The 23,308-nt window shown below is 66.6% G+C and carries 23 protein-coding genes; 15 read left to right on the forward strand and 8 right to left on the reverse strand.

Annotation, left to right across the window (positions count from 1 at the left end):
• Positions 1 to 78 precede the first annotated feature (78 nt).
• From OEZ60_RS07420 to OEZ60_RS07430, 3 genes are all read right to left on the reverse strand, one after another.
• Positions 79 to 1,002: an MYG1 family protein gene (locus OEZ60_RS07420; RefSeq protein ID WP_263334681.1), complete on the reverse strand. Its 924-nt coding sequence runs from the start codon at positions 1,000 to 1,002 to the stop codon at positions 79 to 81.
• 208 nt (positions 1,003 to 1,210) lie between these two features.
• Positions 1,211 to 1,522 carry an ETC complex I subunit gene (locus OEZ60_RS07425; protein WP_263334684.1) on the reverse strand — a complete coding sequence of 104 codons (312 nt, stop codon included), beginning with the start codon at positions 1,520 to 1,522 and terminating at the stop codon, positions 1,211 to 1,213.
• A gap of 132 nt (positions 1,523 to 1,654) precedes the next feature.
• Positions 1,655 to 3,580 carry a DUF3604 domain-containing protein gene (locus OEZ60_RS07430; RefSeq protein ID WP_263334685.1) on the reverse strand — a complete coding sequence of 642 codons (1,926 nt, stop codon included), beginning with the start codon at positions 3,578 to 3,580 and terminating at the stop codon, positions 1,655 to 1,657.
• A 411-nt stretch (positions 3,581 to 3,991) separates the two neighbouring features.
• Between OEZ60_RS07430 and uvrB the strand changes: the two genes are divergently transcribed.
• On the forward strand, positions 3,992 to 6,166 hold the full coding sequence (gene uvrB / locus OEZ60_RS07435; protein WP_263334687.1) for an excinuclease ABC subunit UvrB: 2,175 nt from the start codon (positions 3,992 to 3,994) through the stop codon (positions 6,164 to 6,166).
• Between the two features lie 86 nt (positions 6,167 to 6,252).
• On the opposite strand, the gene OEZ60_RS07440 is transcribed toward uvrB, so the two are convergent.
• Complete coding sequence (locus OEZ60_RS07440; protein ID WP_263334689.1) at positions 6,253 to 7,095, reverse strand: bestrophin-like domain; 843 nt, start codon at positions 7,093 to 7,095, stop codon at positions 6,253 to 6,255.
• 494 nt (positions 7,096 to 7,589) lie between these two features.
• On the opposite strand from OEZ60_RS07440, the gene OEZ60_RS07445 reads away from it, so the two are divergent.
• From OEZ60_RS07445 to OEZ60_RS07495, 11 genes are all read left to right on the forward strand, one after another.
• The gene (locus tag OEZ60_RS07445; RefSeq protein ID WP_263334690.1) at positions 7,590 to 7,799 is read left to right on the forward strand and encodes a Flp family type IVb pilin; all 210 of its coding nucleotides are present in this window, start codon (positions 7,590 to 7,592) and stop codon (positions 7,797 to 7,799) included.
• A gap of 142 nt (positions 7,800 to 7,941) precedes the next feature.
• The gene (cpaB, locus tag OEZ60_RS07450; RefSeq protein ID WP_263334692.1) at positions 7,942 to 8,745 is read left to right on the forward strand and encodes a Flp pilus assembly protein CpaB; all 804 of its coding nucleotides are present in this window, start codon (positions 7,942 to 7,944) and stop codon (positions 8,743 to 8,745) included.
• Positions 8,746 to 8,764: 19 nt separating this feature from the next.
• The gene (locus OEZ60_RS07455; RefSeq protein WP_263334694.1) at positions 8,765 to 10,264 is read left to right on the forward strand and encodes a TadE/TadG family type IV pilus assembly protein; all 1,500 of its coding nucleotides are present in this window, start codon (positions 8,765 to 8,767) and stop codon (positions 10,262 to 10,264) included.
• Positions 10,265 to 10,268: 4 nt separating this feature from the next.
• Entirely contained in the window at positions 10,269 to 10,793 is a 525-nt protein-coding gene (locus OEZ60_RS07460; RefSeq protein ID WP_263334696.1) for a TadE/TadG family type IV pilus assembly protein, read from the forward strand.
• Positions 10,790 to 11,440, forward strand: a complete 651-nt coding sequence (locus tag OEZ60_RS07465) for a TadE/TadG family type IV pilus assembly protein (RefSeq protein WP_263334698.1) — start codon at positions 10,790 to 10,792, stop codon at positions 11,438 to 11,440. The genes OEZ60_RS07460 and OEZ60_RS07465 overlap by 4 nt, the downstream gene beginning before the upstream one ends.
• Before the next feature lie 54 nt (positions 11,441 to 11,494).
• The gene (locus tag OEZ60_RS07470; protein WP_263334699.1) at positions 11,495 to 12,703 is read left to right on the forward strand and encodes an AAA family ATPase; all 1,209 of its coding nucleotides are present in this window, start codon (positions 11,495 to 11,497) and stop codon (positions 12,701 to 12,703) included.
• Positions 12,704 to 12,708: 5 nt separating this feature from the next.
• Positions 12,709 to 14,100, forward strand: a complete 1,392-nt coding sequence (locus tag OEZ60_RS07475) for a CpaF family protein (protein ID WP_263334701.1) — start codon at positions 12,709 to 12,711, stop codon at positions 14,098 to 14,100.
• Positions 14,097 to 15,065 carry a type II secretion system F family protein gene (locus tag OEZ60_RS07480; RefSeq protein WP_263334703.1) on the forward strand — a complete coding sequence of 323 codons (969 nt, stop codon included), beginning with the start codon at positions 14,097 to 14,099 and terminating at the stop codon, positions 15,063 to 15,065. The genes OEZ60_RS07475 and OEZ60_RS07480 overlap by 4 nt, the downstream gene beginning before the upstream one ends.
• A gap of 12 nt (positions 15,066 to 15,077) precedes the next feature.
• Positions 15,078 to 16,073, forward strand: coding sequence for a type II secretion system F family protein (locus OEZ60_RS07485; protein WP_263334704.1), 996 nt, complete (start codon positions 15,078 to 15,080; stop codon positions 16,071 to 16,073).
• Between the two features lie 294 nt (positions 16,074 to 16,367).
• The gene (locus tag OEZ60_RS07490; protein ID WP_263334706.1) at positions 16,368 to 17,231 is read left to right on the forward strand and encodes a helix-turn-helix transcriptional regulator; all 864 of its coding nucleotides are present in this window, start codon (positions 16,368 to 16,370) and stop codon (positions 17,229 to 17,231) included.
• A 13-nt stretch (positions 17,232 to 17,244) separates the two neighbouring features.
• Positions 17,245 to 17,733: an A24 family peptidase gene (locus tag OEZ60_RS07495; protein WP_263334708.1), complete on the forward strand. Its 489-nt coding sequence runs from the start codon at positions 17,245 to 17,247 to the stop codon at positions 17,731 to 17,733.
• Between the two features lie 21 nt (positions 17,734 to 17,754).
• Here the strand turns inward: OEZ60_RS07495 and OEZ60_RS07500 are convergent, their stop codons facing one another.
• The 4 genes from OEZ60_RS07500 to OEZ60_RS07515 are packed head-to-tail and all read right to left on the reverse strand — an operon-like array spanning position 17,755 to position 20,867.
• Positions 17,755 to 18,534 carry an ABC transporter permease gene (locus tag OEZ60_RS07500; protein WP_263334710.1) on the reverse strand — a complete coding sequence of 260 codons (780 nt, stop codon included), beginning with the start codon at positions 18,532 to 18,534 and terminating at the stop codon, positions 17,755 to 17,757.
• Entirely contained in the window at positions 18,531 to 19,256 is a 726-nt protein-coding gene (locus tag OEZ60_RS07505) for an ABC transporter permease (RefSeq protein ID WP_263334711.1), read from the reverse strand. The genes OEZ60_RS07500 and OEZ60_RS07505 overlap by 4 nt, the downstream gene beginning before the upstream one ends.
• A gap of 9 nt (positions 19,257 to 19,265) precedes the next feature.
• Positions 19,266 to 20,039, reverse strand: a complete 774-nt coding sequence (locus tag OEZ60_RS07510) for a transporter substrate-binding domain-containing protein (RefSeq protein WP_263334714.1) — start codon at positions 20,037 to 20,039, stop codon at positions 19,266 to 19,268.
• A 30-nt stretch (positions 20,040 to 20,069) separates the two neighbouring features.
• Complete coding sequence (locus OEZ60_RS07515; RefSeq protein ID WP_411709790.1) at positions 20,070 to 20,867, reverse strand: ABC transporter ATP-binding protein; 798 nt, start codon at positions 20,865 to 20,867, stop codon at positions 20,070 to 20,072.
• Positions 20,868 to 21,007: 140 nt separating this feature from the next.
• Here OEZ60_RS07515 and OEZ60_RS07520 point away from each other — a divergent pair, with 140 nt between their 5' ends.
• The 3 genes from OEZ60_RS07520 (at position 21,008) to OEZ60_RS07530 (ending at position 23,301) form a co-directional block, all read left to right on the forward strand.
• Positions 21,008 to 21,790 (forward strand): dimethylarginine dimethylaminohydrolase family protein, encoded by a 783-nt coding sequence (locus OEZ60_RS07520; protein WP_263334717.1) that lies wholly within the window; start codon positions 21,008 to 21,010, stop codon positions 21,788 to 21,790.
• A gap of 123 nt (positions 21,791 to 21,913) precedes the next feature.
• Entirely contained in the window at positions 21,914 to 22,216 is a 303-nt protein-coding gene (locus OEZ60_RS07525) for a hypothetical protein (protein WP_263334719.1), read from the forward strand.
• A 110-nt stretch (positions 22,217 to 22,326) separates the two neighbouring features.
• Positions 22,327 to 23,301, forward strand: a complete 975-nt coding sequence (locus OEZ60_RS07530) for a zinc-dependent alcohol dehydrogenase family protein (RefSeq protein ID WP_263334721.1) — start codon at positions 22,327 to 22,329, stop codon at positions 23,299 to 23,301.
• The last annotated feature ends 7 nt before the right edge of the window (positions 23,302 to 23,308 follow it).

Below are 23,308 nucleotides of genomic sequence, written 5' to 3' on the forward strand. Positions count from 1 at the left end.
AGTTTGCTCGGGGAGCTTCCCGCGCATCTCGGACTTTAAAGGTTCCTTGGCCGGGAACCGCGATCGGCCTGACGAACCCTATGCGGCCTCGGTCTCCGCGACGGCCAGCCTTGCCATTTCCATCACCGCATCCCGCGTTCCTGCCACGGCGATGAAGCGGGCGTTGTGGCAGAATTTGGCGCCTTCGACACCGCAGGCCTTCTCCAGCGCCTCGTCTGTCAGACCTGCCCAGGCCTTGGGCAAGTCGGCCCGGCTTTCGAAGCTGTCGCCGCGTTTGCGGATGGTGGTCAGGGCCCAGTCGCTCTCGCGCGGATGAACCACGAACAATAGGTGATCCGCGCCCGCCTTCTCGATCGCCGAACGGAAGGGCATGCCCATAGGCAGTTCCAGGACGGGCGATGCGCCGGCCGCCGAGATGCCATGGGTGACGATCGCTGCGGCGCGGGCTTCGGCCGCTTTGCCCGTTATCACGGCCTCCACGAAGGCGCGGGCGACGGGCAGCGCCTTCATGAACGCGGTATCATCAGCATCGGCGCCGCGTTCATCGAAGGCCGGCTTCAGCGACTCCAGCAGAACCGGCAGGGTCATGCCCGCAAGCGGGCCCGCGACCGAGGGTTCCAGCGCGCCGTTATCCATCAGGTCGATCGGCAGGACGAAGTCCCGGTCGAAGTCGTGGTGAATGCCGTCGATATCGGCCTCGGGAACATCCAGCGCGCGAAGGTAGCTGCGCCCATACTGCTGCCAGATCAGCCCGAAGGAACTGTAGGGCTGACCATCCGCGCGCAGCGGGTTCGGGCGCTGATGGTGGTCGAAGATTCGCGCCTCCGGATCATGGGCACGCCCCACATCGTAGATGATCTTGCCCGCGCCGGGCGTGACCCACTGTGCCTCGCGGGACCGGATCAGGGTCGCGTCCGGGAAGAGGCGCGTCAGGATGACGGAGGACAGAAGCTCGTCCGCGTGAAAGCCGCCGGAGTGCGTGACAAGGTGCGTGATGGCCATTGTGCGTTACCTCGGCTGGCCCTGAAATGACTTGGGCGACCGTTCCGGCCGCCCAACGGGTCGCTGCCAGGGCTTGTCTCGGCCTGCATCCGCGAGGTTCAGCATGTTGCAGCTATTGGCCGGGCGCCCACAGCATATGGAGAGCGGCGCCGCTTCGCCGGATCTTTACCCCGATTCCGAGACAACTTTATCCCGATTTACACAAATCTCAGTGCGTCCAGGCGCTCTTGCGGTCGGTCGCGAAGTTCTCGCCGTAGCCGCGCGCGCGGATATTGGGCTTGCGCTTGTGCGGCTCGCTCACGACGTAGTCGAGGCCATTGGCGCGGGCGTAGTCCTCAGCCGCCTCGCGGCTGTCGAACTTGAGCCGGACCTGGGCCTGGGTGTCGCCCGAACCGGTCCAGCCCATCAGGGGATCGACCTCGCGCGCCTCGGAAGGGGCGAAGTCCAGCAACCATTGCCTCGTCTTCGCGGTTCCCGACTGCATCGCGTTGCGGGCCGGTTGATAGATGCGCGCGCGCATGGGCAAACTCCATCTGGTTCCCGCCTCTTATCCTGAAACCGGCGGGACTCTGCAAGGGGGACGATCCCTATCCGCAATCGCACCGGCGCCCGCGCCCCTCTGGAAGGACAAGGCGGCGCGGGCGTTCAGTGCTCAACTGGCCGGCGTGTACCAGATCGGCGAGGTATAGGCCCGCTCCTGGAGCGTGGTCGTCGCGTCCTCCGGGATCTCGACCCCGAAGCGAACCGCGTCGTAGACCACCCACCGCGGCGTCGGGATCTCGATCACGCGGGCGTAGTAGAACGCCCTTTGCGACGGATCGAACTCCGGATCTGTCCAGACGGTGCCAAGCTCGGCCGCGCCGATCGTGTTCGTCCAGCTTGCCGCCTCGAGATCGACGGTATTGCCGACGGGCGGCAACTTGCCATCATCTCCGGGCTCGCGGCCATCCGACCAGGCGACATCATAGACCTTTTCGTTCAGGGTTCCGTCCGCTGCGTGCCAGCCCTTGACGATCTGGATGCGGTCGAGATTGGCGCCGATCGGATCGCGCAGGGCATAGACCATAAAGGTCGGCGCCCCGGCGCCGTCGGGCGCCGGCTTGAGGTCGCCGCCCATCGGCACGCCGTCCCCGTAGCCGCGGAACGCGGGCTGCCGCGACCGCAGGTCGGTTTCGGTGAAATCCCAGCCGCCGAAGAAACGCACCATCATGCGCGGACCGGTCGTCGCGTAGACCTCCTTGCGCGCCATCGCGTCCCAGATCGCCTCGCGCGTGTTCTCGGTCGCCCACACCCCCGCGTAGCCCGAGGCGGACAGCGACCAGCCGGGAAAGACCCCCTTATCGCTCTCTGCAAAGGCGTGGCTCATCCGCTTTGGCGAGGGTTCGGCGCTTGTCGCCTTGCCGAAGTAGTTGTCCTCATCCGCGGTGGCGAGCGAGGTATGGCTGTCGGTGGAACCGACCATCCCGAATTTGTAGGGATTGGTCCCGAGCTTCTCTTCGAGCGCAAGACCCTGCTTCAGCGCCTCGCGCGCATATTCGGTGCGCAGCATCGCATCGGTCTTGGCCTCCGACAGGTCGAGGTTGCCGGCATCCCAAGTCTCGAAATCCGCGAACTCGTCGGTCGGGCTGAGGACCGGATGCGTCTCGCCATCGCCCTTGATCTGGGTGACCTCGTAGAGCGGCTCCCACTTGTCGCGCAGCGTGACGTAGTTCTCGTCGACGGCGGCGCCGGTGTATTGCGCATCGATCGGGAACATCAGCCCGTTAGACAGATTGCCGTTGTGGGCGATCGCGAGCGCACGGCCTCCCGTTTTCGCTTCGTAAGTCTCGAGCCAGGCATAGAGGTCGAGCGGATCGGTGCTGCCGAACGGCTCCTGGGTAACCATCGGCACCACCTGCTCGGCCCGGCGGGCGCCATCGCGTAGTATGACGTTCCGATGCAGGTTGTTGCCCTTGACGAGCGACGTCCACTCATAGGCGATGAAGGTCGTAAACACGCCCGGATCGTTGTATCTCTCGGCCGCTTCGATCACGTCCTCCCAGATGGCGTTGTAGGCGCTGGAGCCGGGCGAGTAGGCCGCGAGGAGTTTCGGGTCGAGCTTCGCCTGGGCAAAGGTCGTGATGAGATCGAGCGCCGCGCTGGACGCGGCCTCACCGCCCTGCTGGAGGCCTTCAAACCACCGTCTCCCCTGCTCAGTGTCGACGATCGCGGGCGCGCCGCCAAAGAGGTCCGGCGCGAAGCCCATCATGTCGGAATGATCCGCGACGGCCATCCAGTCGAGCGGCCTCGCGAGCCGGACCGGCAGGCCGGTGGCCGAGGTCACCTCTTCTCCGCGGGCAAAGCGGTAGGCCTCGTCGAGGCCGAGCGTATTGCCGAAGAGGCCGGCATCGGGAGAAAGGGCCGTGTGCAGATGGGACTCGCCCCAGAAGACCCGGCTCGGGAACGGCCGCTTCGCGTACGGCGAATAAGTTTTCCCAGGGTAAAGGCCCTCAAGCGACTCTGCGGAGGGAACGAACTGGGCCGCCGCCGGGCCTGAAAGCGCGGAAATCAAGAGCGTCGCGACGATGCTATACTTCATGGATTACCCTCCAACCAATCATGCGTTCCCGCTCCCGACTCGGAAGATAGCATGGATCGGGGCAGCGACGAACCGGTGGGATCAGGAACTGTCCGCCCCGGCCGGCAAGGCGGCGAGCAGGCCTGACTGCCGGTCGGTGCTACAGGGAGCGTTCGTGGGTGGGTGGTGGCAGGTGGGTGGGTGCCAATGACCGGCAGTCAGGTGCTGCTTGCAGGACCCATGTTACCGCGAAACGCAGCCGGTTCAATCTAAAGTTGTTTTCGATAGTGAGGTTTCTCTGTTTGTGGCCTCTCGTCGGACAACACCCAAGCGCGGACTTGATTTCCCCTCCAAAAGCGACAATGAACTCCCGCGCCGAACCTTGAACCGGAACAAAAACGGATCAAATTGGGGAGGCCGGAGGAATCGCCCATGCCCCACAACAACACCAACGCCCCCTCCCCGCGCCCGGAGGTCCTGACCCGGCCCAAGCTCGAGGGCGGCCGGCGCTTCGCGATGCGGACGGACTTCGCGCCGGCCGGAGACCAGCCGACGGCCATCGCGGAGCTCAGCGCCGGGGTGAACGACGGCGAGCGCGACCAGGTGCTGTTGGGCGCGACCGGCACGGGCAAGACCTTCACCATGGCCAAGGTGATCGAGGAGACCCAGCGCCCGGCCATCATCCTCGCGCCCAACAAGACGCTCGCGGCCCAGCTCTACGGCGAGTTCAAGGGCTTCTTCCCCGACAACGCGGTCGAGTACTTCGTCAGCTACTACGACTACTACCAGCCCGAGGCCTATGTCGCCCGGACCGACACCTATATCGAGAAGGAATCCCAGATCAACGAGCAGATCGACCGGATGCGCCACTCGGCCACGCGGGCGCTTCTGGAGCGCGACGACGTCATCATCGTCGCCTCGGTCTCGTGTATCTACGGTATCGGCTCGGTCGAGACCTATTCGGCGATGACCCAGGACATGGAGGTCGGCAAGCTCTACGAACAGCGCAAGTTCCTCGCCGATCTGGTCGCCCAGCAGTACCGCCGCGCCGATGCCGCCTTCCAGCGCGGCGCGTTCCGGGTGAAGGGCGATACCGTGGACCTCTGGCCCGCTCACCTCGAGGACCGCGCCTGGCGGTTCTCGTTCTTCGGCGAGGAGCTCGAAGGGATCACCGAGTTCGACCCCCTGACCGGCGCCCGCACCGACACGCTCGAAAAGATCCGCATCTACGCGAATTCCCACTACGTCACGCCGCGCCCGACGCTGCAACAGGCCATCGTCGGCATCCGCAAGGAGCTGGCGCTGCGGCTGAAGCAGTTGCAGGAGGAGGGCAAGCTGCTCGAGGCCCAGCGGCTCGAACAGCGCTGCAACTTCGACCTCGAGATGCTGGAGGCCACCGGCTCCTGCGCCGGGATCGAGAACTACTCGCGCTACCTGACCGGCCGCGCCCCCGGTGAACCGCCACCCACCCTCTTCGAGTTCATCCCCGACCACGCCATCGTCTTCGCCGACGAAAGCCATGTCTCGGTTCCCCAGATCGGCGGCATGTACAAGGGCGACTACCGGCGCAAGTTCACCCTCGCCGAGCACGGGTTCCGACTGCCCTCCTGCATGGACAACCGGCCGCTGAAGTTCGAGGAATGGGACGCGATGCGGCCGCAATCGGTCTTCGTCTCCGCCACGCCGGCGGCGTGGGAACTGGAGCAGGCCGGCGGTGTCTTCACAGAACAGGTGATCCGCCCGACCGGGCTTCTCGATCCGCAGGTCGAGATCCGGCCCGTCGAGATGCAGGTGGACGACCTTCTCGACGAGGTGCGCAAGGTCGCCGCCAAGGGCTTCCGGACCCTCGTGACCACGCTGACCAAGCGCATGGCCGAGGACCTGACCGAATACATGCACGAACAGGGCATCAGGGTGCGCTACATGCATTCCGACATCGACACGATCGAACGGATCGAGATCCTGCGCGACCTCCGCCTCGGCGCCTTTGACGTCCTCGTCGGCATCAACCTTTTGCGCGAGGGGCTCGACATCCCCGAATGCGGGCTGGTGGCGATCCTCGACGCCGACAAGGAGGGCTTCCTGCGTTCGGAAACCTCGCTGATCCAGACCATCGGCCGGGCCGCCCGCAACGCCGAGGGCCGCGTCATCATGTACGCCGACCGCGTCACCGGCTCGATGGAGCGGGCGCTGGCCGAGACCAACCGGCGGCGCGAAAAACAGATCGCATACAACGCGGCCCACGGCATCACGCCCGCGACGGTGAAGAAGAACGTCGAGGACATCCTTGCCGGTCTCTACAAAGGCGACGTCGACATGAACCGGGTGACCGCGAAGGTCGACCGGCCCATGCATGGCGCAAACCTGGAGACCCATCTCAACGGCCTTCGCACCCAGATGCGCAGGGCGGCCGAGAACCTCGAATTCGAGGAAGCCGCCCGGCTCCGGGACGAGATCAAGCGGCTCGAAGCGGTCGACCTCGTCCTTTCGGACGATCCCCTTGCGCGGCAATCGGCGGTCGAGGAGGCGGTGGATGCGGCAACCAAGGCCAGCGGGCGTTCGACGGCGGGGCGGCCGGGTCAAAGGGGCGGCAAGAGGCGGCGGTGAGGCCGAACGCGCGGAGACGTCTCGCGGCGGACTGAACTGCGTCCGTGCGGGGACGCGCTCCGGTCCAACTGACGGCACATTGCGGGCTAACGCGCCAAAGCCGCCAGGGCCGTCTCCATATCGTGGATCGTGGCGAGCATCGTGTCCGGATTCAGCCGCATCGTGCCTTCATGCATTCGATCGAGATCCAGGATCATGATCATCACGACAGCCAGAAGGCCCGCGAAGGCGAAGGTGCGCCAGGTCTGCGGCCGGCCCTGCAGCGCGGAGCGGTTGCCCACGATCATGATCGCGGCCAAGGCGGCCAGGAAGATCATCAGCTGCGCCGGAGGCGGGACCTGCTCGGCCGCCGCGGCAATGCGCCGCGTATGGGAATCGAGCATGTCCATCACGCCCCGCGCCACCAGCGTCCGGACCGGATCGGAGGTGGCGTCGCTCATTGCCCGCATGGTGGCGGGCCAGATCTCGGCCTGCGCCTCGAGCGTTCGTTCGAGAAACGCACCGAAGGCCTCCCGCGTCCGGAGGTCGTCGTTGCTGGCAAGGCGCGTCTGCGCATAGGCGAGGATCTGCGTCTGGAGATCGGTGCGCCCCGGATCCTTCAGCAGATCGGCGCCCAGAAAAGCCGAGCTGATCGCCGCCGCCTCCTCGACAAGCGCCGTCTGACGCGCCTCGCGCCAGTTGAGCACCGAACTGAATGCAAAGCCGAGCAGCAGCCCGACAAGCGCCAGCATCGCACCAAGGGACGTGGCGCCGGGAACCTGCTCGGGCGGGACCTTGTCGTATTGCCGTCGACCGTATTCGACGTGTCCGAAGCGGTACCCGACAAGGGCCGCGAGCGGGAGCGAGACGAGTATCATCGCCACGAGATAGGGAAACGGCAAAAGGGGCTCTCCGAGCCGCGTGTAAAGCTCTCCCGTCTCGTTGCCCACGGCTGTCCCTTCCCCTCAACCCGTTTGATCGTGTCGCCGCCGCCGCAATCCATCGGCGGGAACGGTGCCGAAGCCCCTCTCCCGGCACGCGAGCCGATCAAACCGAACTCGACCGATCCACTCCCAAATCTTTCGACAGATTCCCGTTTCATTCAAGCGGCTGTTTGCGCCGGAAATCAGGTTCCGATCGCGGCGGGACGAAAGTTCGGGCGCGGATCGTCGCGGTTGCCTTCGCGGCGGGACGGCGGGCGTGGAGTGCCTGATCGCCGCCGAGATTCGGATGTGCCCGCGAGTCGCGTGGCGCCGAGTCGTTTCGCCCAGATTTTGCCTCATTCGGCAGAAAATTCTACCTATGCGTGTATTTATCGGCATTTCAGACGATGCCCGGACACATTTCAGCCGCAATCATGAATGGGAGCCGAACACCCGTCTCGGCTTGTCTCTCTCCCGGGCTTCAGCCCGAAGCCCAGAAAACCGCATTTGAGGAGATTACAATGCGCTTTGCAATTCTGAAAAAGTGGAAGCAGTTCGGCCGCGATGAAAAGGGCGTGACCCTGGTTGAATACGGCGTCGGCGTGATGCTTGCCGTGCTCGTCTTCGGCCTGTTCGGCGCCGTCCTCGCACCGGAAATCAACGGTGCGTTCCTTGAGGCTGGCACGAGCATGCCGGGCACCTCGCAGACCTTTACGCTGCCGACCTGGTAAGCCCATCGGGTCGCCCAGGCGACCGTCTTGCCGGGGCGTCACCGATGCCCCGGCAGTGGCCTCCGGACCAAGATCCCGAGGCATCACCCGGACCGGGCGACGCCCCTTCCGCCCGCCCGGTCCCGCAATCAGGAGAAAAACCGTGGGAACCCGTTCCATTCTCATCGCCGTCCTCGGCGTCGCGGTTGCCGGCGGTTCCGCCTTCGGCGCACGCGAATACATCAACCAGAGCAAGGCGACGGCCGAGACCGACCCCGCAGCGGCCCTCGTCAGCGTGATCGTTGCCGGTCGTGACATCTCGTTCGGCCAGCCGATCCAGCCCCAAGCCCTCCAGGTCATCGCCTGGCCCCGCGCGGCGCTGCCGCCGGGCGCGATCACCGATCTCGATCAGCTTGTCGCCAAGCCCGGCATGCCGCCGCGCCGCGCCACCCGTGCAATGGCGCAGGGCGAGCTCGTGCTCGCCTCCAAGGTGTCCAACTTCGGCGACAAGGTGACCATCGTTCAAAGCCTGCGCGAGAACACCCGCGCGATGGCGATCAAGGTCGCCGCCGAAACCGCCGTCGGCGGCTTCGTCACGCCGGGCGACGCCGTGGACATCGTCCTGACCCAGGGCGGCGGAGCCGAACTGCGCGCGGTCACGATCCTGCAGAACATCCGCATCCTCGGCGTCGACCAGGATGCCAATGAGCAAACCGACCAGCCCGGCATCGCCCAGACCGTCACCGTCGAGGTGACGCCCGAAGAGAGCCAGAAGCTCGCGCTCGCCCAGAAGGCCGGGACGCTGAGCCTTTCGCTGCGGTCGATCGACAACATCGCGGACAAGCCGCTCGACTCGATCCGGCTGACCGACCTCATGCAGGACAAGTCGCCCGTGCCCGAGGCCATCACCAAGACGACGATCCGCGTCCGCCGCGGCAGCACCGTCGAGGACGTGGAAGTTCAGTAAGTAACCAAGAGGTGGCGCGATGACGATCCGAGACCGCATAGCCGAGTTCAACCGGGACCAGGACGGCGCAGTGCTCGTCTTCTTCGCGGGGGCGCTCGCGGTGCTGCTCGGTCTCATCGCGCTGTCGTTCGACTTCGGCCGCAGGGCCTCCACCCAGTCGGAACTGCAGTCCTACGCCGACCATGTGGCGCTCGCGGCCGCGGGCGAGCTTGACGGCAACAGCGACGCGATTGACCGCGCCACTGCCGCGGCAGCCAACCTCATCTCCGACAGCCAGAGCTTTGGCCGCACCTCGTCAGAGACCTACGGCAACGCCAACCACACGCTTGCGGGGGCCAGCAACTACACGCTGGCCTTCTACAAGACCCTGCCGAGCAGCGACACCGCCAGCCTGAACGCCGGCTTGACCACCAAGCCCGAGGATGCCTCCTACGTGCGCGTCGTGGTCACGCCGAAGATCGTCGATTACACCTTCGCGGCCGCCTTCTACGCGATGATGGGCGGGCAGGAGCCGGCCAACGCGGTCAGCGCCTCGGCGGTCGCGGGCTTCACCCAGTATGCCTGCGACATCACCCCCCTGATGTTCTGCCTGCCCAGCCCGACCTACAAGGCCGACGCCCATATCGGCGACATGATCCTGCTGCGCTCGGGCGGCAACGGTGCGGCCTGGGGGCCGGGCGACTTCGGCTTCCTCGACCCGTCCTATGCCAAGGTCGACCCGAACGGCCCCTGCGCGGGCAAGACCGGAGCGCAGCTCGACGCATGCCTTCTCGGCGCGATGGGCAGCATCACCCAGTGCTTCGCCCAGCGCGGCGTCGATACCGCGCCCGGCCAGAAGGTCGGCATCGAGGACGCGAGCTTCAACGTCCGCTTCGACATGTACCACGCGATCATGAACGGCAAGAAGAACGACCCGGCCTACGCGCCCGCGCCGAACGTGATCAAGGGCGTGGCGGACAAGAACGGCAATGCCTGCACCGGCAGCAATCCGCCAGCAACCTCCGATACGAAGGCGCTGCCCAGAGACAATTGCTTCTACACCGGCACCTGCTGGAATGGCCGCTTCGGTGACGGCACTTGGAACAGCCCAACCGACGGGCGCCCGAAATACGTCGAAATGAACTACGGCAACGGCGTGCCCGATCCTCACTCGAGCGCGAACACCAGGTATGAGTACTACCTGGCCGAGATCGCCGCTGCAGGAGGGGGCGGGTCGAGCACACCGATCCTCACCGGCCGCAGCGAGACCGGCCGCCCGCAATGCTCGAACAACCAGGCGATCGACCCCGACCGTCGCCTGATCATTGCCGCCGCGGTCGATTGCGCCGCCAATCCGATCAACGGCCAGACCAACAACGTGCCCGTGGAGGAGTTCGTCAAGATCTTCCTGACCGAGCCCGTGGGCACCGACGGCGCCTCGCCGCCGACGCTCGACATCTGGGGTGAAGTCGTCGGATCGGCCAGCGGGCCGGCCGGTGGCGGCGGTCTCTTCCACGAAGTCGTCCAGCTCTACAGGTGATCCGATGACCCGGTTTTCGATCCGAAACACGCCCCTGAGCCGCACGATCCACGCCGCGCGCCGCTTCCGCCGCGCAGAGGACGGTGTCGCGCTCATCGAGTTCGCGATCGTCCTGCCCGCGATGCTTCTCGTCTTCGCGGTGATCATCGAGGGCAGCCGGCTCATGTTCGCCTACCACGCCGCGATCACCGGGGTGCGCGACGCAACGCGCTACCTGTCGCGGGTCGTGCCCGTCGACATCTGCACGACCGGCGGATCGGTCACCGGACATACCGCGAAGCTCACCGGAATCGTCTCCCAGAGCGTCTCCGGCACCCCGGTCTTCCCGCCGCTGGTGACGGTGAACTCGGTGACGCCGAGCCTCGCGTGCGTCGCCGGCACCTACCGCAACAACCCCGCGCCGGTCGCGACCGTCACCGCGAGCTTCTCGATCTCCTTCCCGTTCAGCGGGGTCTTCGCGCTCTACGGCGGCAACGTGACGCCGCTGACCAAGAGCGTGACCGATTCAGCGAGGGTCTTCGGCACATGACACAGCGCAACCACCTTACCGCGCGGCTCCTGTCGCGCCTCGCCCGCGACGAGCGCGGCACGACGATGGTCGAACTCGCGATCGTGCTGCCGTTCCTCCTGCTGCTTCTTCTCGCCCTGGTCGATTTCGGCCGGATGGGCGGCGAGTACGTCATGACGAGCAAGGCGGTGCAATGGGCCTCGCGGCTCGCCGTGGTGCGCCCCCCGGCCTGCCCGGGCGTGCCGACCTTCAACGCCCGCGGCCCGGTCGCCGGCGGCACGATCCCGCCGAAATTCGGCACTGCCTGCTCCGCCGGCAGCAACATCTGCGTCAACCCCGGCACGATCAGCTGCACCGCCTCCACGGCCAACCCGACCGTGCAGGAAATCTGGACGGCGATCTCGCCGATGATGCCGAACAACGCCACCCCGGCGAACCTGCGGTTCAGCTACGCCTACGACCCCGCGCTCGGCTTTCTCGGCGGCCCCTATGTGCCCATCGTCACGGTCGAGGTGCAGAACCTCAACTTCAACTTCGTGACGCCGCTCGGCGGATTCTCGACGCTCTACGGCACCGTCAACCCGCAGGTGCCGCCCAACAGCCTGCCCTTCCCGGCAATCAGCACCTCGCTGCCGGGCGAAGACCTCGACCTTGGAACAAACGGATGAGTGAAACCCGGGGTCGGACCGCCTGACCGGCCGAGCCCCGAGGAGGATGAAACGATGACCGACAAGACAAAATCCATACTTCTGATCACCCCCGACGATGGTATTGCCGACCTGGTCGGAACCGCGCTGCAGACGAGCACCGGCCTGCAGGTCGAGACCCAGGCCTCGACTCTGGCGAAGATCAATGGGCACGCGGTCAAGATGATGTCCGATCACGACGTCATCCTGTTCCACACGAGCCCCAACAACATGGCCGAAATCACGGCGATCGAGGCCATGACGGCGAACCGGCGGCCGGGCACGACCCTGATCGCGCTCGTCGACGGCAATGTCTCGCTGTCGCAGGTGCGGGCGCTCACCCATGCCGGCGTCGACGAGGTCCTGCCGCTGCCGGCGGAGGGAGAGGAGCTTGACCGCCGGGTGCTGAAACTCGCCCGCGCCGCCGCCGCGAAACCGGCCGAGGCAGTGTCGAGAGGGCGGATCATCGCAGTCACCCAGGCGCGCGGCGGTATCGGCTCAACGACCGTCGCGGTCAACCTCGCCGATCAGCTTGTCGGCGGGCGTGGCTGGGGCGCGCGCAAGCAGGGCCGCAAGGTCGCGCTGGTCGATCTCGACCTGCAGTTCGGCACCGTCGGCTCGTTCCTCGACCTTCCCGAGCAGGACAGCCTGCTGCAGCTCGCGCTGGACGGGGTGGTTCCGGACGAGAACTTCCTCGACCAGGCGATGGTCAAGGGGCCGAACGGGATCTCGGTGATGCCCGCGCCGTCAAAATTCGCGCCGCTCGACTCGCTGCGCCCCGATCAGGTCGCGGCGATCCTCGACACGCTGCGCCAGAGCCACGACTTTGTCGTCGTGGACCTGCCGCGCGCGATCGTGAACTGGATCGAGCCGGTGATCCAGCGCGCCGACGAACTCCTCGTCGTCACCGACATGTCGGTTCCCGCCATCCGCCATTGCCGCCGGCTGATCGACTTCTTCACGCAGGACAATCCCGCGCTCACGGTGGACATCGTCGTCAACCATGAGAACCGGCCGCTCCTCCAGTCACGGGTGCACCGCGAGGCGGCCAAGGCGCTCGAGCGCAAGCTCGACCTCTGGCTCCCGCATGACGCACGCGCGGCCACGAATTCCGCCGATCGCGGGCAGCCGCTGTCCCTCGCCGCGCCACGATCGCCGCTCGGCAAAGCCATGGGCCGTCTCGCGCAGTCGGTCGTCAACCGTCATCAGGAAACGGCCCGTCGGCAGGGCAACAGTAAGGAGTAATCGTCGTGTTCAAGCAGTTCACCCGTACGGAAAAGCCCGTCGACCCCAAGATCGTGGCCATCGGAGCCCGCGCCCCGCGACAGGAGGCGGCCCCCGCCGCCCCGACCGCGGAGGAAAGCGAGCTGATGGCCCGCCTCGAGCTGAAGAGCAAGTTGCACGACGTGCTGCTTGACCGGCTCAACCTCGCCGTCATCGACCGCGTGCAGCCTGACGAGCTGCGCCGCGAGGTCGCGGCGCTGGTGTCGCAGGCGCTCACCGAGGAGGGCCGCCCGATGCGGACCGAGGAGTTCAAGCAACTTGTCGACGAGCTTCTCGACGAGGTGCTCGGCTTCGGCCCGCTGGAGCCGCTGCTGGCCGATCCGACGATCAACGACATCCTCGTCAACACCCACCGCAGCGTCTATGTCGAGCGCGCGGGTGTCCTGGAAAAAAGCCCGGTGCGGTTCCGCGACGAGCGCCACCTGCTCAGAATCATCGACAAGATCGTCTCGCGCATCGGCCGCCGGGTCGATGAATCGAACCCCTGGGTCGACGCGCGTCTCGCCGACGGCAGCCGGGTGAACGCGATCATCCGCCCCTGTGCCATCGACGGCCCGTCGATGTCGATCCGCAAGTTCGCGCGCCGTCCCCTGACGATGGAACGCATGATCGAGATCGGCACGCTGAACGAGGCAGCGGCGCTGCTCCTCCAGGGGCTCGTGAAGGCGAAGCTGAACATCCTCATCTCCGGCGGCACCGGCTCGGGCAAGACGACGATGCTGAACGCCATGTCCCGCAACATCGGCGCACGCGAGCGGATCGTCACGATCGAGGACGCGGCCGAACTGCAGCTCCAGCAGGATCATGTGGTGCGGCTGGAAACCCGGCCCGCCTCGCCCTCGGGCGGCGGCAGCGTGACCCAGCGCGACCTCGTGCGCAACGCGTTGCGGATGCGCCCCGACCGGATCATCGTCGGTGAGGTCCGCGGAGCGGAAACCTTCGACATGCTCCAAGCGATGAACACCGGCCATGAAGGCTCGATGACCACGGTGCACGCCAATACCGCGCGCGACGCGCTCGGCCGGATCGAGCAGATGGTGACCATGATCGGCCTTGACTTCCCGGTCTCGGCGATCCGCTCGCAGATCGCCTCGGGCCTCAACGTGGTAATCCAGCTCAACCGTCTCAGCGACGGCACCCGGCGGGTGATGAGCATCTCCGAGATCACCGGCATCGAGGGCAGCACGATCACGATGCAGGACATTTTCGTCTACCGTAAGACCGGCACCACCGAAAGCGGCCAGGTTCTCGGCGAATTCATGGCGACCGGCATCCGGCCGCGCTGCGCCGACGCGATCCGGGCGGCCGGCGTCGACCTGCGCGGCGACCTCTTTGCCAGCCGGGGGACAAGCCAATGACCAGCTTGCCGCAATTCGAACTGAGCTCGCTGGCCTATGTCGGGGTGTTCCTCGGAGCGCTTCTGATATTCGAGGGCCTGCGCCAGATCGTCACCCGCAGCGAAAGCCGGACAGAGGCGCGCAACCGCCGCATGCGGATGATTGCCGACGGCGCCTCGACCGAGGATATCCTGCGGCTCCTGAAGCCGCGGACCGACGGGTGGCAGCTGAAATCTCTGCCGCTGATCGGAACCCTGCCCGCGGATATCCGCAAGGCCGGGCTGACGATCAAACCCGGTGCGTTCCTTTCGCTCTGCCTCGCGGCGACGGGTGTCGTGGCGCTCGCGGCCTCGACGGTGACGTCGCCGCTGACAGCGGCCGGGGTCGCGGTCCTGGCGTGCCTTGTGCTTCCGCTGCTACGGCTGCGCGCCCTGCGCAACAAGCGGATAAAGGATCTGGTCCAGCAGCTTCCGGACGCGCTCGACCTGATGGCGCGCTCGCTCAAGGTCGGTCATCCGTTGAACACCTCGATCGCCGCCGTCGCGCGGGACATGCGCGACCCGATCGCCTCGGAATTCGGCATCGTGGTCGACCAGGTCAGCTACGGCGACGATCTGGTGGATGCCTTTACGGATTTCGCCGACCGCATCGACGTCGAGGACGTGCGCTACCTGGCGGTGAGCGTCGCGATCCAGCACGGCACCGGCGGCGACCTCGCGCGGGTTCTCTCGACGCTGTCCAAGGTGATCCGCGACCGCATGGCGATGCGCCGCAGGATCCAGGCAATCTCGGCCGAGGGTCGGCTCACCGCTGTGTTCCTTTCGGCATTGCCGATCCTCATCTTCTTGGGAAGCTCGGTGACAAACCCAAACTACTATTGGGGCATCTCCGGTGACCCGCTGTTCCGGCCGTTCGCGGCCGTCGTCGTGGCGCTGACCGTTGGAAACTACATTGCGATGCGCCGCCTCGTGAACTTCAGGATCTAAGTGGAGGCCAGGATGTTCGACACTGTACAATCTCTCGTGACCGACGCCGGAATCACAATACCGACCCTCATCATCCTCGGCGTCGGCATCGGCGTGATGCTGTTCGTGGTCGGCCTGTCCGGAAGCTCCTCCGGCAAGGATCCGGTCCTGCGCCGCATCGAGGAGCAGGGGCGGCGCAGGCAGACCACCGCCGACAATGGCATCCTGCGCCAGTCGAGCGCGGATCCGACCGGGCTGATGAAGACCCTGATCCCGGTGGACCGCAAGCAGCGCGGCGCGGTCGAGCGCCAGCTTGCGCTGGCCGGGTTCATGGGACCGCACTCGGTGCGCAATTTCTACCTCATGCGTCTCAGCCTCGGCATCATCATGCCCGGTCTGCTTCTCCTGGCGATCTGGACCGCGCGCACCGGTGCGCTGGCCGTGCCGAGCCCGATCGAAGCCGCGATGGCGAGCTGGAGCCCGGCGCGTGTTCTCATCGTCCTCGCTTTCTTCGTCGTCATGGGGTTCTTCGGCCCCGCGCTCTGGCTGAAGGACCGCGCGAACGAACGCCGCCGCGCCATCGAGGAGAGCTTTCCCAACGCGCTCGACCTCGTTCAGATCTCGGTCGAAGCCGGGCTTGGCTTCGACGCGGCAATGATCCGGGTGGCCAACGAGCTCGAGACCACCGCGCCCGAGATCTCCCAGGAGTTCCTGGCGGCGCAGCGCGAGATCCAGGCCGGACGTTCCCGCGACCGGGCGCTGCTCGACATGGCCGAGCGCACCGGCGTGGACGAGGTGAACTCCTTCGCCAACGTGGTGCTGCAATCCATGCAGTTCGGAAGCAGCATCTCCGAGACGCTGATGACCTATGCCGACGAAATGCGCCGCAACCGCGAGATGCGCGCGCAGGAGATGGCCAACAAGCTGCCGGTCAAGATGTCGGCCATCATGGCCTCGCTGATGCTGCCGGCCCTCCTCCTGCTGTCGCTCGGTCCGGTTGTGATCCGCTACATGCGGGTGATGATGTAGTGATTCTCCGGCGCGGGCGGCATCGGCCATCCGCCCGCGCCAGTACAGCAACAATTCCCAAAATCGGTACCTAATTATTCCCATGAGCCCTGAGAAATTCACCTCAGGGTTGCATTTGTTAACGATAACAGCCGAAACCGCGTCAGAACGTTGACAGAAGAGCGCGCCCACTGTCAGCATGATTTCGAAGGCGCACTGGTTTGAAACGCCGCATTTAATTCCAGCCTTGGATTTTATGGGCTACGCCTTCGTTGACCGCCGACAAAGCGGCCGTACGAGTGTGTTGGAGGTGTTATGATTAATCGCTCCGCTGGAATTGGCGACAACACCGCGCCCTTTTCCCCCGCTGTTCAGACAGACGTTGTCGATGCGATCGCGGACTGGTGCGAGGCGCTGCATGGCAGCCTGCCGCTCCAGGAGGCTTTTGCGCATTTCGCGATCGGTCTCGGGGCCGAGGCCGGGATGCTCGTCCGCACCCATGTAAGCGATTTCCGTCCGGTCCGCGTCGCGATGTGGGACCGCCGCGCGGACAACACGATCGCCCCACTCCGCACCTCCTTCGCGGACAGCTTCTTCGGCCCGGCGATAGCGCGGCCCAAGGTCGCCTCGATCTGGCTCGCCTCGGATCATAACGACGATCCGAGCCATCACCCCGATCCGGCGCTGGAATCCTGGCAGGAACGCCGGAGCCTGTCGGAATTCGTCGTGCTCGCACTGACCGGAGGCGGGGTCACGCGCGATCATATCGAGCTGCATTTCCAGACCCCGCTTTCCCCCGAAAAGCTGGCAACACTGAACTCGGTCCTGCCGCCGATGGCGCGGACCTGGGCCAGCCGCCAGGTCGGGCTGGTGACGCGCTCGGTGGTCAATCATCGCACTGTCACGGAACTGCCCCGCCCCAGCCGGCCCAAGCCTGCCCTGCTCGGGCCTGCGAATCCGGCTGGGCTCAGCCGGGCCGAGTTCCGGGTTTGCATCCTCCTAGCTCGGGGGCTCTCGGTGGTCGGCGTCGCGAGTGAACTGGCGGTGTCGGACTCCACCGTCCGCTCGCATCTGCGCAATGTCTACGCCAAGACCGAGACCTCGACCCTCGCCGAACTGGTCTACAACCTTGTGACCTCGGCGGCGGAGCCGGTGCCGTCGGATCCGCGCTGCGCATGAAGGGGGCGCGACCATGCCGACAGCCCTGATCCCGCTCGTCCTTGTCGCGCCGCTTCTTGTCTGGATGGCCTATGGCGACCTGCGGTTCCTGCGGATCCCGAACCTGCTTTGCATCGCGTTGATCGGGGTCTTCGCCGCCTCCGCGCTGGTTGCGCCGCCGCCCGATCTCGTCGCGCGGCTGATCATCGCCGGCGCGATTTTCGGCATCGGCTTCGTGACTTTCTGCCTCGGCCTCTTCGGTGGCGGCGACGTGAAGGCACTCTCTGCGCTCATGCTCTTCGTTCCAGCCGCCACCCTGCCGCTCTTCTGCATGGTCTTCTCGGCCTCTATGATGATCGGCATCGCCTTCGTCCTTGGTCTGCGCGCGATCCCGGCCACCGGGGCGCTCGACTGGGCCTCGATGGAGCGGAGCCGGAAGTTCCCGATGGGCGTGTCGATCGCGATGGCCGGCATCGCCCATCCCTTCGCGGTGATCTGGCTCATGCCGGAACTGCCGATCTGACGGCGGCGCGATGAGCCGCGCTCAGTGCCCTTTCACCGGCACCCGCGCCTCCAGCTTCCGGAACCCCAGCGCGAGCAGCCCCGCGATCACCAGGTAGACGACGGCGAGCAGCAGGAGCGGCTCGTAGACGATGAACGTGTCCTGCCTGACCCGCGAGGCGACCGCGTAGATCTCCACGATGGCGATGGTGGCGACGAGCGGCGTCGCCTTGAGCTGCAGCACCGTCTCGCCGCCGAGCGTGGGCAGCGCCGTCTGGATCGCCTGCGGCAGCCAGATCCGGCGGAACATGGTGAAGCGCGGCATGCCGAAGGCCTGCGCCGCCTCGATCTGACCGCGCGCGACGCTGGCGAAGGCGCCGCGCATCACCTCGCCCTCGTAGCCTGCATAGGACAGGGTGAGCGCGAGCACGGCGTAGGGCCAGGCCTGCCGGAGATAGGGCCAGAGCTCGCTCTCGCGTATCCAGGGATATTGCGGGAAGAGCGAGCCGAGCCCGTAATAGAGCAGCCAGATCTGAAGCAGGAGCGGCGTTCCGCGGATCACCGTGCAGAACACGCGAGCCGGGGTGGCGAGATACCACGGGCCGACCGCCTGCGCGAGCCCGAGCGGGATCGCGAGGAGAAAGCCGAGAACCGTGGTCACGACCAGCAGCCAGATCGTGCGCCAGATGCCCTCGAGCGCGAGTGGCGCGTATTTCGGGATCCAGTCCCAGCGCAGCGCGAAGGCGCACCAGAGGACAAGCGCGGCAAAGAGCCCGATCATCACGATTCGGTGCGGCAGGAGCCAGGCGCGCAACGCGGTCATGTCGCGGCCTTTCTGAGCGACGGCTGGCCGCGGCGGGCCCAGGCCTCGATCCGGGCGAAAACGCTGCCCGAGAGGAGCGTGACCATCAGGTACAGCGCGCCGGCGGCGAGGAAGAAGGTGAAATAGGCCCGAGTGCTGCTCGCGGCCTGCCGGGTCTCCTGCGTCAGTTCGTTGAAGCCCACGACGGCGAGGAGCGCGGTGTCCTTGGTCGCGATCAGCCAGAGATTGGCAAGGCCCGGGATGGCGAAGGGCATCATCGCCGGGATCGTCACCCGGCGCAGCATCAGGAAGGGCGGCATCCCATAGGCGCGGGCGGCCTCCATCTGGCCCGAGGGCACCGCCTTGATCGCGCCGCGCAGCACCTCGGTCGCATAGGCGCCCTGCACGATGCCGAGAACCCAGATACCGGCGGCGACGCCGCTGATCTCGACCCGGCCATAGCCCATCGCCTCGGAGGCCTTGTTCAGCAGATCCGTGCCGACGTAGTAGAGGATGAGGATAAGGACGAGCTCCGGCACCGCGCGCACGACGGTCGTGTAGACCGCGAGCAGGTCGCGCAGCACCGGCCCGCCGTAGAGTTTTCCACAGGCGCCCCCGAGCCCGATCAGAAGACCAAACCCGAAGGCGCCGAACGCGATTTCCAGTGAGTGGAGGAGGCCGCGCAGAAGGTTCCCCCCCCAGCCGGGAGGGGAGAGGGACAGAAGTTCGATCACCTGGTCCACGGCCGCGACTTAGCTGCCGTAGATGCTGGACGAGAAGTATTTCTTGGTGATCTCATCGTAAGCGCCGCTCTCGCGGATCGCGGCGATGCCCTTGTTGATCTGCTCGCGCAGCGCATCGTCGCCCTTGCGCACCCCGGCGCCGACGCCGAGCCCGAGGATCGCAGTATCATTTTCCACCGCGCCCTTGACCTCGCAGCAGGCGCCGATGTCGGAGGCCACGAACTCGTCCATCGCGATCGAGTCGGCCTGCGCCGCGTCGATGCGGCCGGCAGCGAGGTCCTGGTTGATCTCGTCCTGGGTCTGGTAGACGCGGATCTCGCCGGCGTTGGCGAAATGCGTCTGCGCATAGGACTGGTGAACCGTCGAGGCCTGCACCCCGAGGATCTTGCCAGCCAGCCCCTCAGGCGTTGGCGCGATGTCGACCGCCTTGTCGGCGACGATCACCGTCGGCGTGTCATAGTACTTGTCGGAGAAGTCGATGGACTGCATCCGCTCCTCGGTGATCGACATCGAGGCCATGATCGCATCGATCTGCTTGCCGGTGAGCGAGGGGATGATTCCGTCCCAGGCCACCGGCGTGATGACGCAATCCATCTCGGCCGCGGCACAGACCGCGTTGATGATCTCGATCTCCCAGCCGACCCAGTTGCCCGAGGCGTCGGGCGAGGAGAAGGGCGGGTAGGGCTCGGCGGCAATGCCGATCTTGACCTGCTCGGCCAGAGCCCCGCCCGCCGTCATCGCCAGCGCCAGAATCCCGGCCGCGAGTTTCGCTTTCATCGTCATGTGATAGTCTCCCCGTTGGTTGTTCCGCCTTCAGCTGACGGATTTCAAAAACTGCTTGAGCCGCTCCGATCGCGGCGCGCCGAAGACCTGATCCGGCGGTCCCTCCTCCTCGATCCGGCCGTTCGCGAAGTAGATCACGTGATCCGCGACCTCGCGGGCGAACTTCATCTCGTGCGTGACCAGAAGCATCGTCCGCCCCTCGGCGGCGAGGTCGCGGATCACCGTCAGCACCTCGCCCACCAGTTCGGGATCGAGCGCGCTCGTCGGCTCGTCGAAGAGCATGGCGCTCGGGTCGATCGCGAGCGCGCGGGCGATCGCGGCGCGCTGCTGCTGGCCGCCCGAAAGGAAAGCCGGATAGGTCGCAGCCTTGTCGGCGAGCCCGACACGGTCGAGCAGCACCATCGCGCGTTCGGCCGCCTCCGCCTTCGGCACGCCGAGCACATGGACCGGCACCTCGATGACATTATCCAGAAGCGTGCGGTGGGTCCAGAGGTTGAAGGCCTGGAACACCATGCCGAGCCGCGAGCGCACGCGTTCGAGCTGCTTGCGGCTCGCGGGCGTCCCGTCCGCCCTCATCGCGATCTCCTCGCCGCCGATCACGATCCGGCCCGAGGTCGGCGTTTCGAGGAAGTTGATGCAGCGCAGGCAGGTCGACTTGCCCGAACCCGAACCGCCGATGATCGCCACGACGTCACCACGGCGCGCCGTGAGCGAGACGCCCTTCAGCACTTCGAGGTGGCCGAAGGACTTGTGCAGGTTTTCGACCCGAATGGCCTCATCCGCCGTCGCGATCGCGCTCTGAGCAGGGTGGGCCGTAGCCAGGTCCATCATGCAGAATCTCTCCCAAACACTCCGACAGTAAGGTTCAGACTCGGAAATTATGCAAGCGTATAATTTCGGTCTTTTCTCTTCGGTGGATCCATGCCTATCTGGGCGCGACGAACCGAGCCGCCGGAGGAGGCCCCCCGATGACTGACCGCTCCTACGAGTTCACCCGCGCGATCACCCGGCGCCCGGGGCAAAGCATCATCCGCGGCCTGCGCGCGGTCGATACCGGCGCGCCCGATCTCGACCTGATGCTGGCGCATCACGCCGACTATGTCGCGACCCTGCGCGAGGCCGGCGCGACGGTGACCGAGCTGCCGCCGCTCGAGGACTTCCCCGACGCGCTCTTCGTCGAGGACACCGCACTCTGCCTGCCCGAAGGCGCGGTGCTGATGCGCCCCGGCGCACCGTCGCGGCTCGGCGAGGTCGCCCACATGGCGCCGGTCCTGCGCGACCTTTATGCCGACGTGCGCGTGATCGAGGGCCCCGGCTTCATCGAGGGCGGCGACATCCTCACCACCGGCCGCGAGGTCCTGGTCGGCCGCTCCGCCCGGACCGACGCGGCGGGAGTGGCGGAACTCGCCACGATCCTGAAGGACTGGGGCCGGCCCCTGCGCGAGGTCGCGACCCCGCCCGGCGTCCTGCATTTCAAGACCGACTGCTCGCTGCTCGACGGCGAGACGGTTCTTTCCACCGAACGGCTCGCGGCGAGCGGCTGCTTCGAGGGCTACCGGGTGATCCTCACCGCGGACGGGGAGGAGGCGGCGGCGAACGCGATCCGCTTCAACCGCTTCGTGCTGATGGCGGCCGGCTTCCCCGCCACCGCCGAGCGGCTCCGCAGGGCGGGCTACGAGGTCCGAGAGATCGGCAATTCCGAATGCGCCAAGCTCGACGGCGGCATGTCCTGCCTGTCGCTGCGGCTCTGACCGGGGCGGGCCCGTCAGCGGCGGCATGTAGCCGGGGGACGGCCCCGGCGCGGGGCGGATTTGAGTCGCGCGCGAATCCTGCTAGGTTGCTCTCCACGTGCGGACCTACCGAGGAGGGTCATCATGCATCCCGATCTTCGCGTGCAGCGCCGGGTGCTCGTCGCGTCCTACACACGGTATATGGTTGCGGACCGCGAATGGACCGTGGCCACTCAGGAGGCCCGGTCGTGGTTTCCCGCCGGAAAGCGGCCAACCTCACCGCTGCTCGGCGATCCCGGATCCCGGGTGCGGCGGCTCTACGAGGCGCGCGAGCGGGCACTTCAAAGACTGCTTCTGGCGCGCGAAAAGCTGGAGCGCGCCCGCCTCCGGCTGGACGAGCGTCGCCGCCGGGATGTCGAGGGCACCATCTATCTGCTGACCTGCTAGGACCTCGCCCGCTACAGCCCCCGGAATGCATTGCCCGGCCAAGGGATTCGCCGGACAATTTGCTACGCCGCCCGATCCGGGCAAGCGGAAAGGCCGATCACATGCGGGCAATGGTATTCGACGGACGCGCGCCGCGCCTCAGCCTCAGGGATGTTCCGAAGCCCGTACCAGGCGCGGATCAGGTCCTGATCCGGGTCGAGGCCTGCGGCGTCTGCCGCACCGATCTGCACGTCGTGGACGGCGAGCTGAAACACCCCTCGCTGCCGCTCATTCCGGGCCACGAGATCGTCGGCCGCGTCGAACGCACCGGCAACGCCGTGGCGGGTCTCCGGCCCGGCCAGCGGGTCGGCGTGCCCTGGCTCGGCCATACCTGCGGACATTGCGACTACTGCGCTTCGGCGCAGGAAAACCTCTGCGACGCGCCGGGCTTCACCGGCTACACGCTCGACGGCGGCTACGCCGAATACTGCGTCGCGGATGCAAGGTTCGTGTTTCCCCTGCCCGAAGAGGCCGAGGCCGCCGCCCTCGCGCCCCTGCTCTGCGCCGGCCTCATCGGCTACCGCAGCCTGAAGCTCGCGGGCGACGTCTCGCGCCTCGCGATCTACGGCTTCGGCGCGGCCGCGCATATCCTCTGCCAGATCGCGCGGCACCGGGGGATCGAGGTCCACGCCTTCACCCGCGACGGCGACACCGCGGCGCAGGACTTCGCCCGCAGACTCGGCGCCGTCTGGGCCGGCGGCTCCTCGGATACAACCCCCGAGACGTTCGACGCCGCCATCATCTTCGCGCCGGTCGGCGCCCTCGTTCCCCTTGCACTCAAAGCCGTCCGCAAGGGCGGGCGCGTGATCTGCGGCGGCATCCACATGAGCGACATTCCCGGCTTTCCCTACGCCGATCTCTGGGAGGAGCGGTCGATCCTCTCGGTCGCCAACCTGACCCGCGCGGACGGCGAGGAGTTCTTCCCCCTCGCCGCGCAGGCCGGCGTCCGGACGGAGGTCGTCAGCTACCCGCTCGACCGCGCGAACGAGGCGCTGGACGATCTGCGTGCCGGGCGGTTGCAGGGCGCGGCGGTGCTGACGCCGTAACCGCTTG

It is taken from the genome of Albidovulum salinarum, from assembly GCF_025673475.1.
In the GTDB taxonomy this organism is placed as follows: domain Bacteria; phylum Pseudomonadota; class Alphaproteobacteria; order Rhodobacterales; family Rhodobacteraceae; genus Albidovulum; species Albidovulum salinarum.

What these genes read in the sequence shown, in the direction of transcription:
- OEZ60_RS07510 (WP_263334714.1), bottom strand. Translation starts at nt 20,039, where the DNA reads ATGACGATGAAAGCGAAACTCGCGGCCGGGATTCTGGCGCTGGCGATG.
- OEZ60_RS07480 (WP_263334703.1), top strand. Translation starts at nt 14,097, where the DNA reads ATGACCAGCTTGCCGCAATTCGAACTGAGCTCGCTGGCCTATGTCGGG.
- OEZ60_RS07490 (WP_263334706.1), top strand. Translation starts at nt 16,368, where the DNA reads ATGATTAATCGCTCCGCTGGAATTGGCGACAACACCGCGCCCTTTTCC.
- uvrB (WP_263334687.1), top strand. Translation starts at nt 3,992, where the DNA reads ATGCCCCACAACAACACCAACGCCCCCTCCCCGCGCCCGGAGGTCCTG.
- OEZ60_RS07525 (WP_263334719.1), top strand. Translation starts at nt 21,914, where the DNA reads ATGCATCCCGATCTTCGCGTGCAGCGCCGGGTGCTCGTCGCGTCCTAC.
- OEZ60_RS07495 (WP_263334708.1), top strand. Translation starts at nt 17,245, where the DNA reads ATGCCGACAGCCCTGATCCCGCTCGTCCTTGTCGCGCCGCTTCTTGTC.
- OEZ60_RS07465 (WP_263334698.1), top strand. Translation starts at nt 10,790, where the DNA reads ATGACACAGCGCAACCACCTTACCGCGCGGCTCCTGTCGCGCCTCGCC.
- OEZ60_RS07530 (WP_263334721.1), top strand. Translation starts at nt 22,327, where the DNA reads ATGGTATTCGACGGACGCGCGCCGCGCCTCAGCCTCAGGGATGTTCCG.
- OEZ60_RS07455 (WP_263334694.1), top strand. Translation starts at nt 8,765, where the DNA reads ATGACGATCCGAGACCGCATAGCCGAGTTCAACCGGGACCAGGACGGC.
- OEZ60_RS07520 (WP_263334717.1), top strand. Translation starts at nt 21,008, where the DNA reads ATGACTGACCGCTCCTACGAGTTCACCCGCGCGATCACCCGGCGCCCG.
- OEZ60_RS07515 (WP_411709790.1), bottom strand. Translation starts at nt 20,867, where the DNA reads ATGGACCTGGCTACGGCCCACCCTGCTCAGAGCGCGATCGCGACGGCG.
- OEZ60_RS07485 (WP_263334704.1), top strand. Translation starts at nt 15,078, where the DNA reads ATGTTCGACACTGTACAATCTCTCGTGACCGACGCCGGAATCACAATA.
- OEZ60_RS07460 (WP_263334696.1), top strand. Translation starts at nt 10,269, where the DNA reads ATGACCCGGTTTTCGATCCGAAACACGCCCCTGAGCCGCACGATCCAC.
- OEZ60_RS07445 (WP_263334690.1), top strand. Translation starts at nt 7,590, where the DNA reads ATGCGCTTTGCAATTCTGAAAAAGTGGAAGCAGTTCGGCCGCGATGAA.
- OEZ60_RS07420 (WP_263334681.1), bottom strand. Translation starts at nt 1,002, where the DNA reads ATGGCCATCACGCACCTTGTCACGCACTCCGGCGGCTTTCACGCGGAC.
- OEZ60_RS07430 (WP_263334685.1), bottom strand. Translation starts at nt 3,580, where the DNA reads ATGAAGTATAGCATCGTCGCGACGCTCTTGATTTCCGCGCTTTCAGGC.
- OEZ60_RS07425 (WP_263334684.1), bottom strand. Translation starts at nt 1,522, where the DNA reads ATGCGCGCGCGCATCTATCAACCGGCCCGCAACGCGATGCAGTCGGGA.
- OEZ60_RS07470 (WP_263334699.1), top strand. Translation starts at nt 11,495, where the DNA reads ATGACCGACAAGACAAAATCCATACTTCTGATCACCCCCGACGATGGT.
- OEZ60_RS07500 (WP_263334710.1), bottom strand. Translation starts at nt 18,534, where the DNA reads ATGACCGCGTTGCGCGCCTGGCTCCTGCCGCACCGAATCGTGATGATC.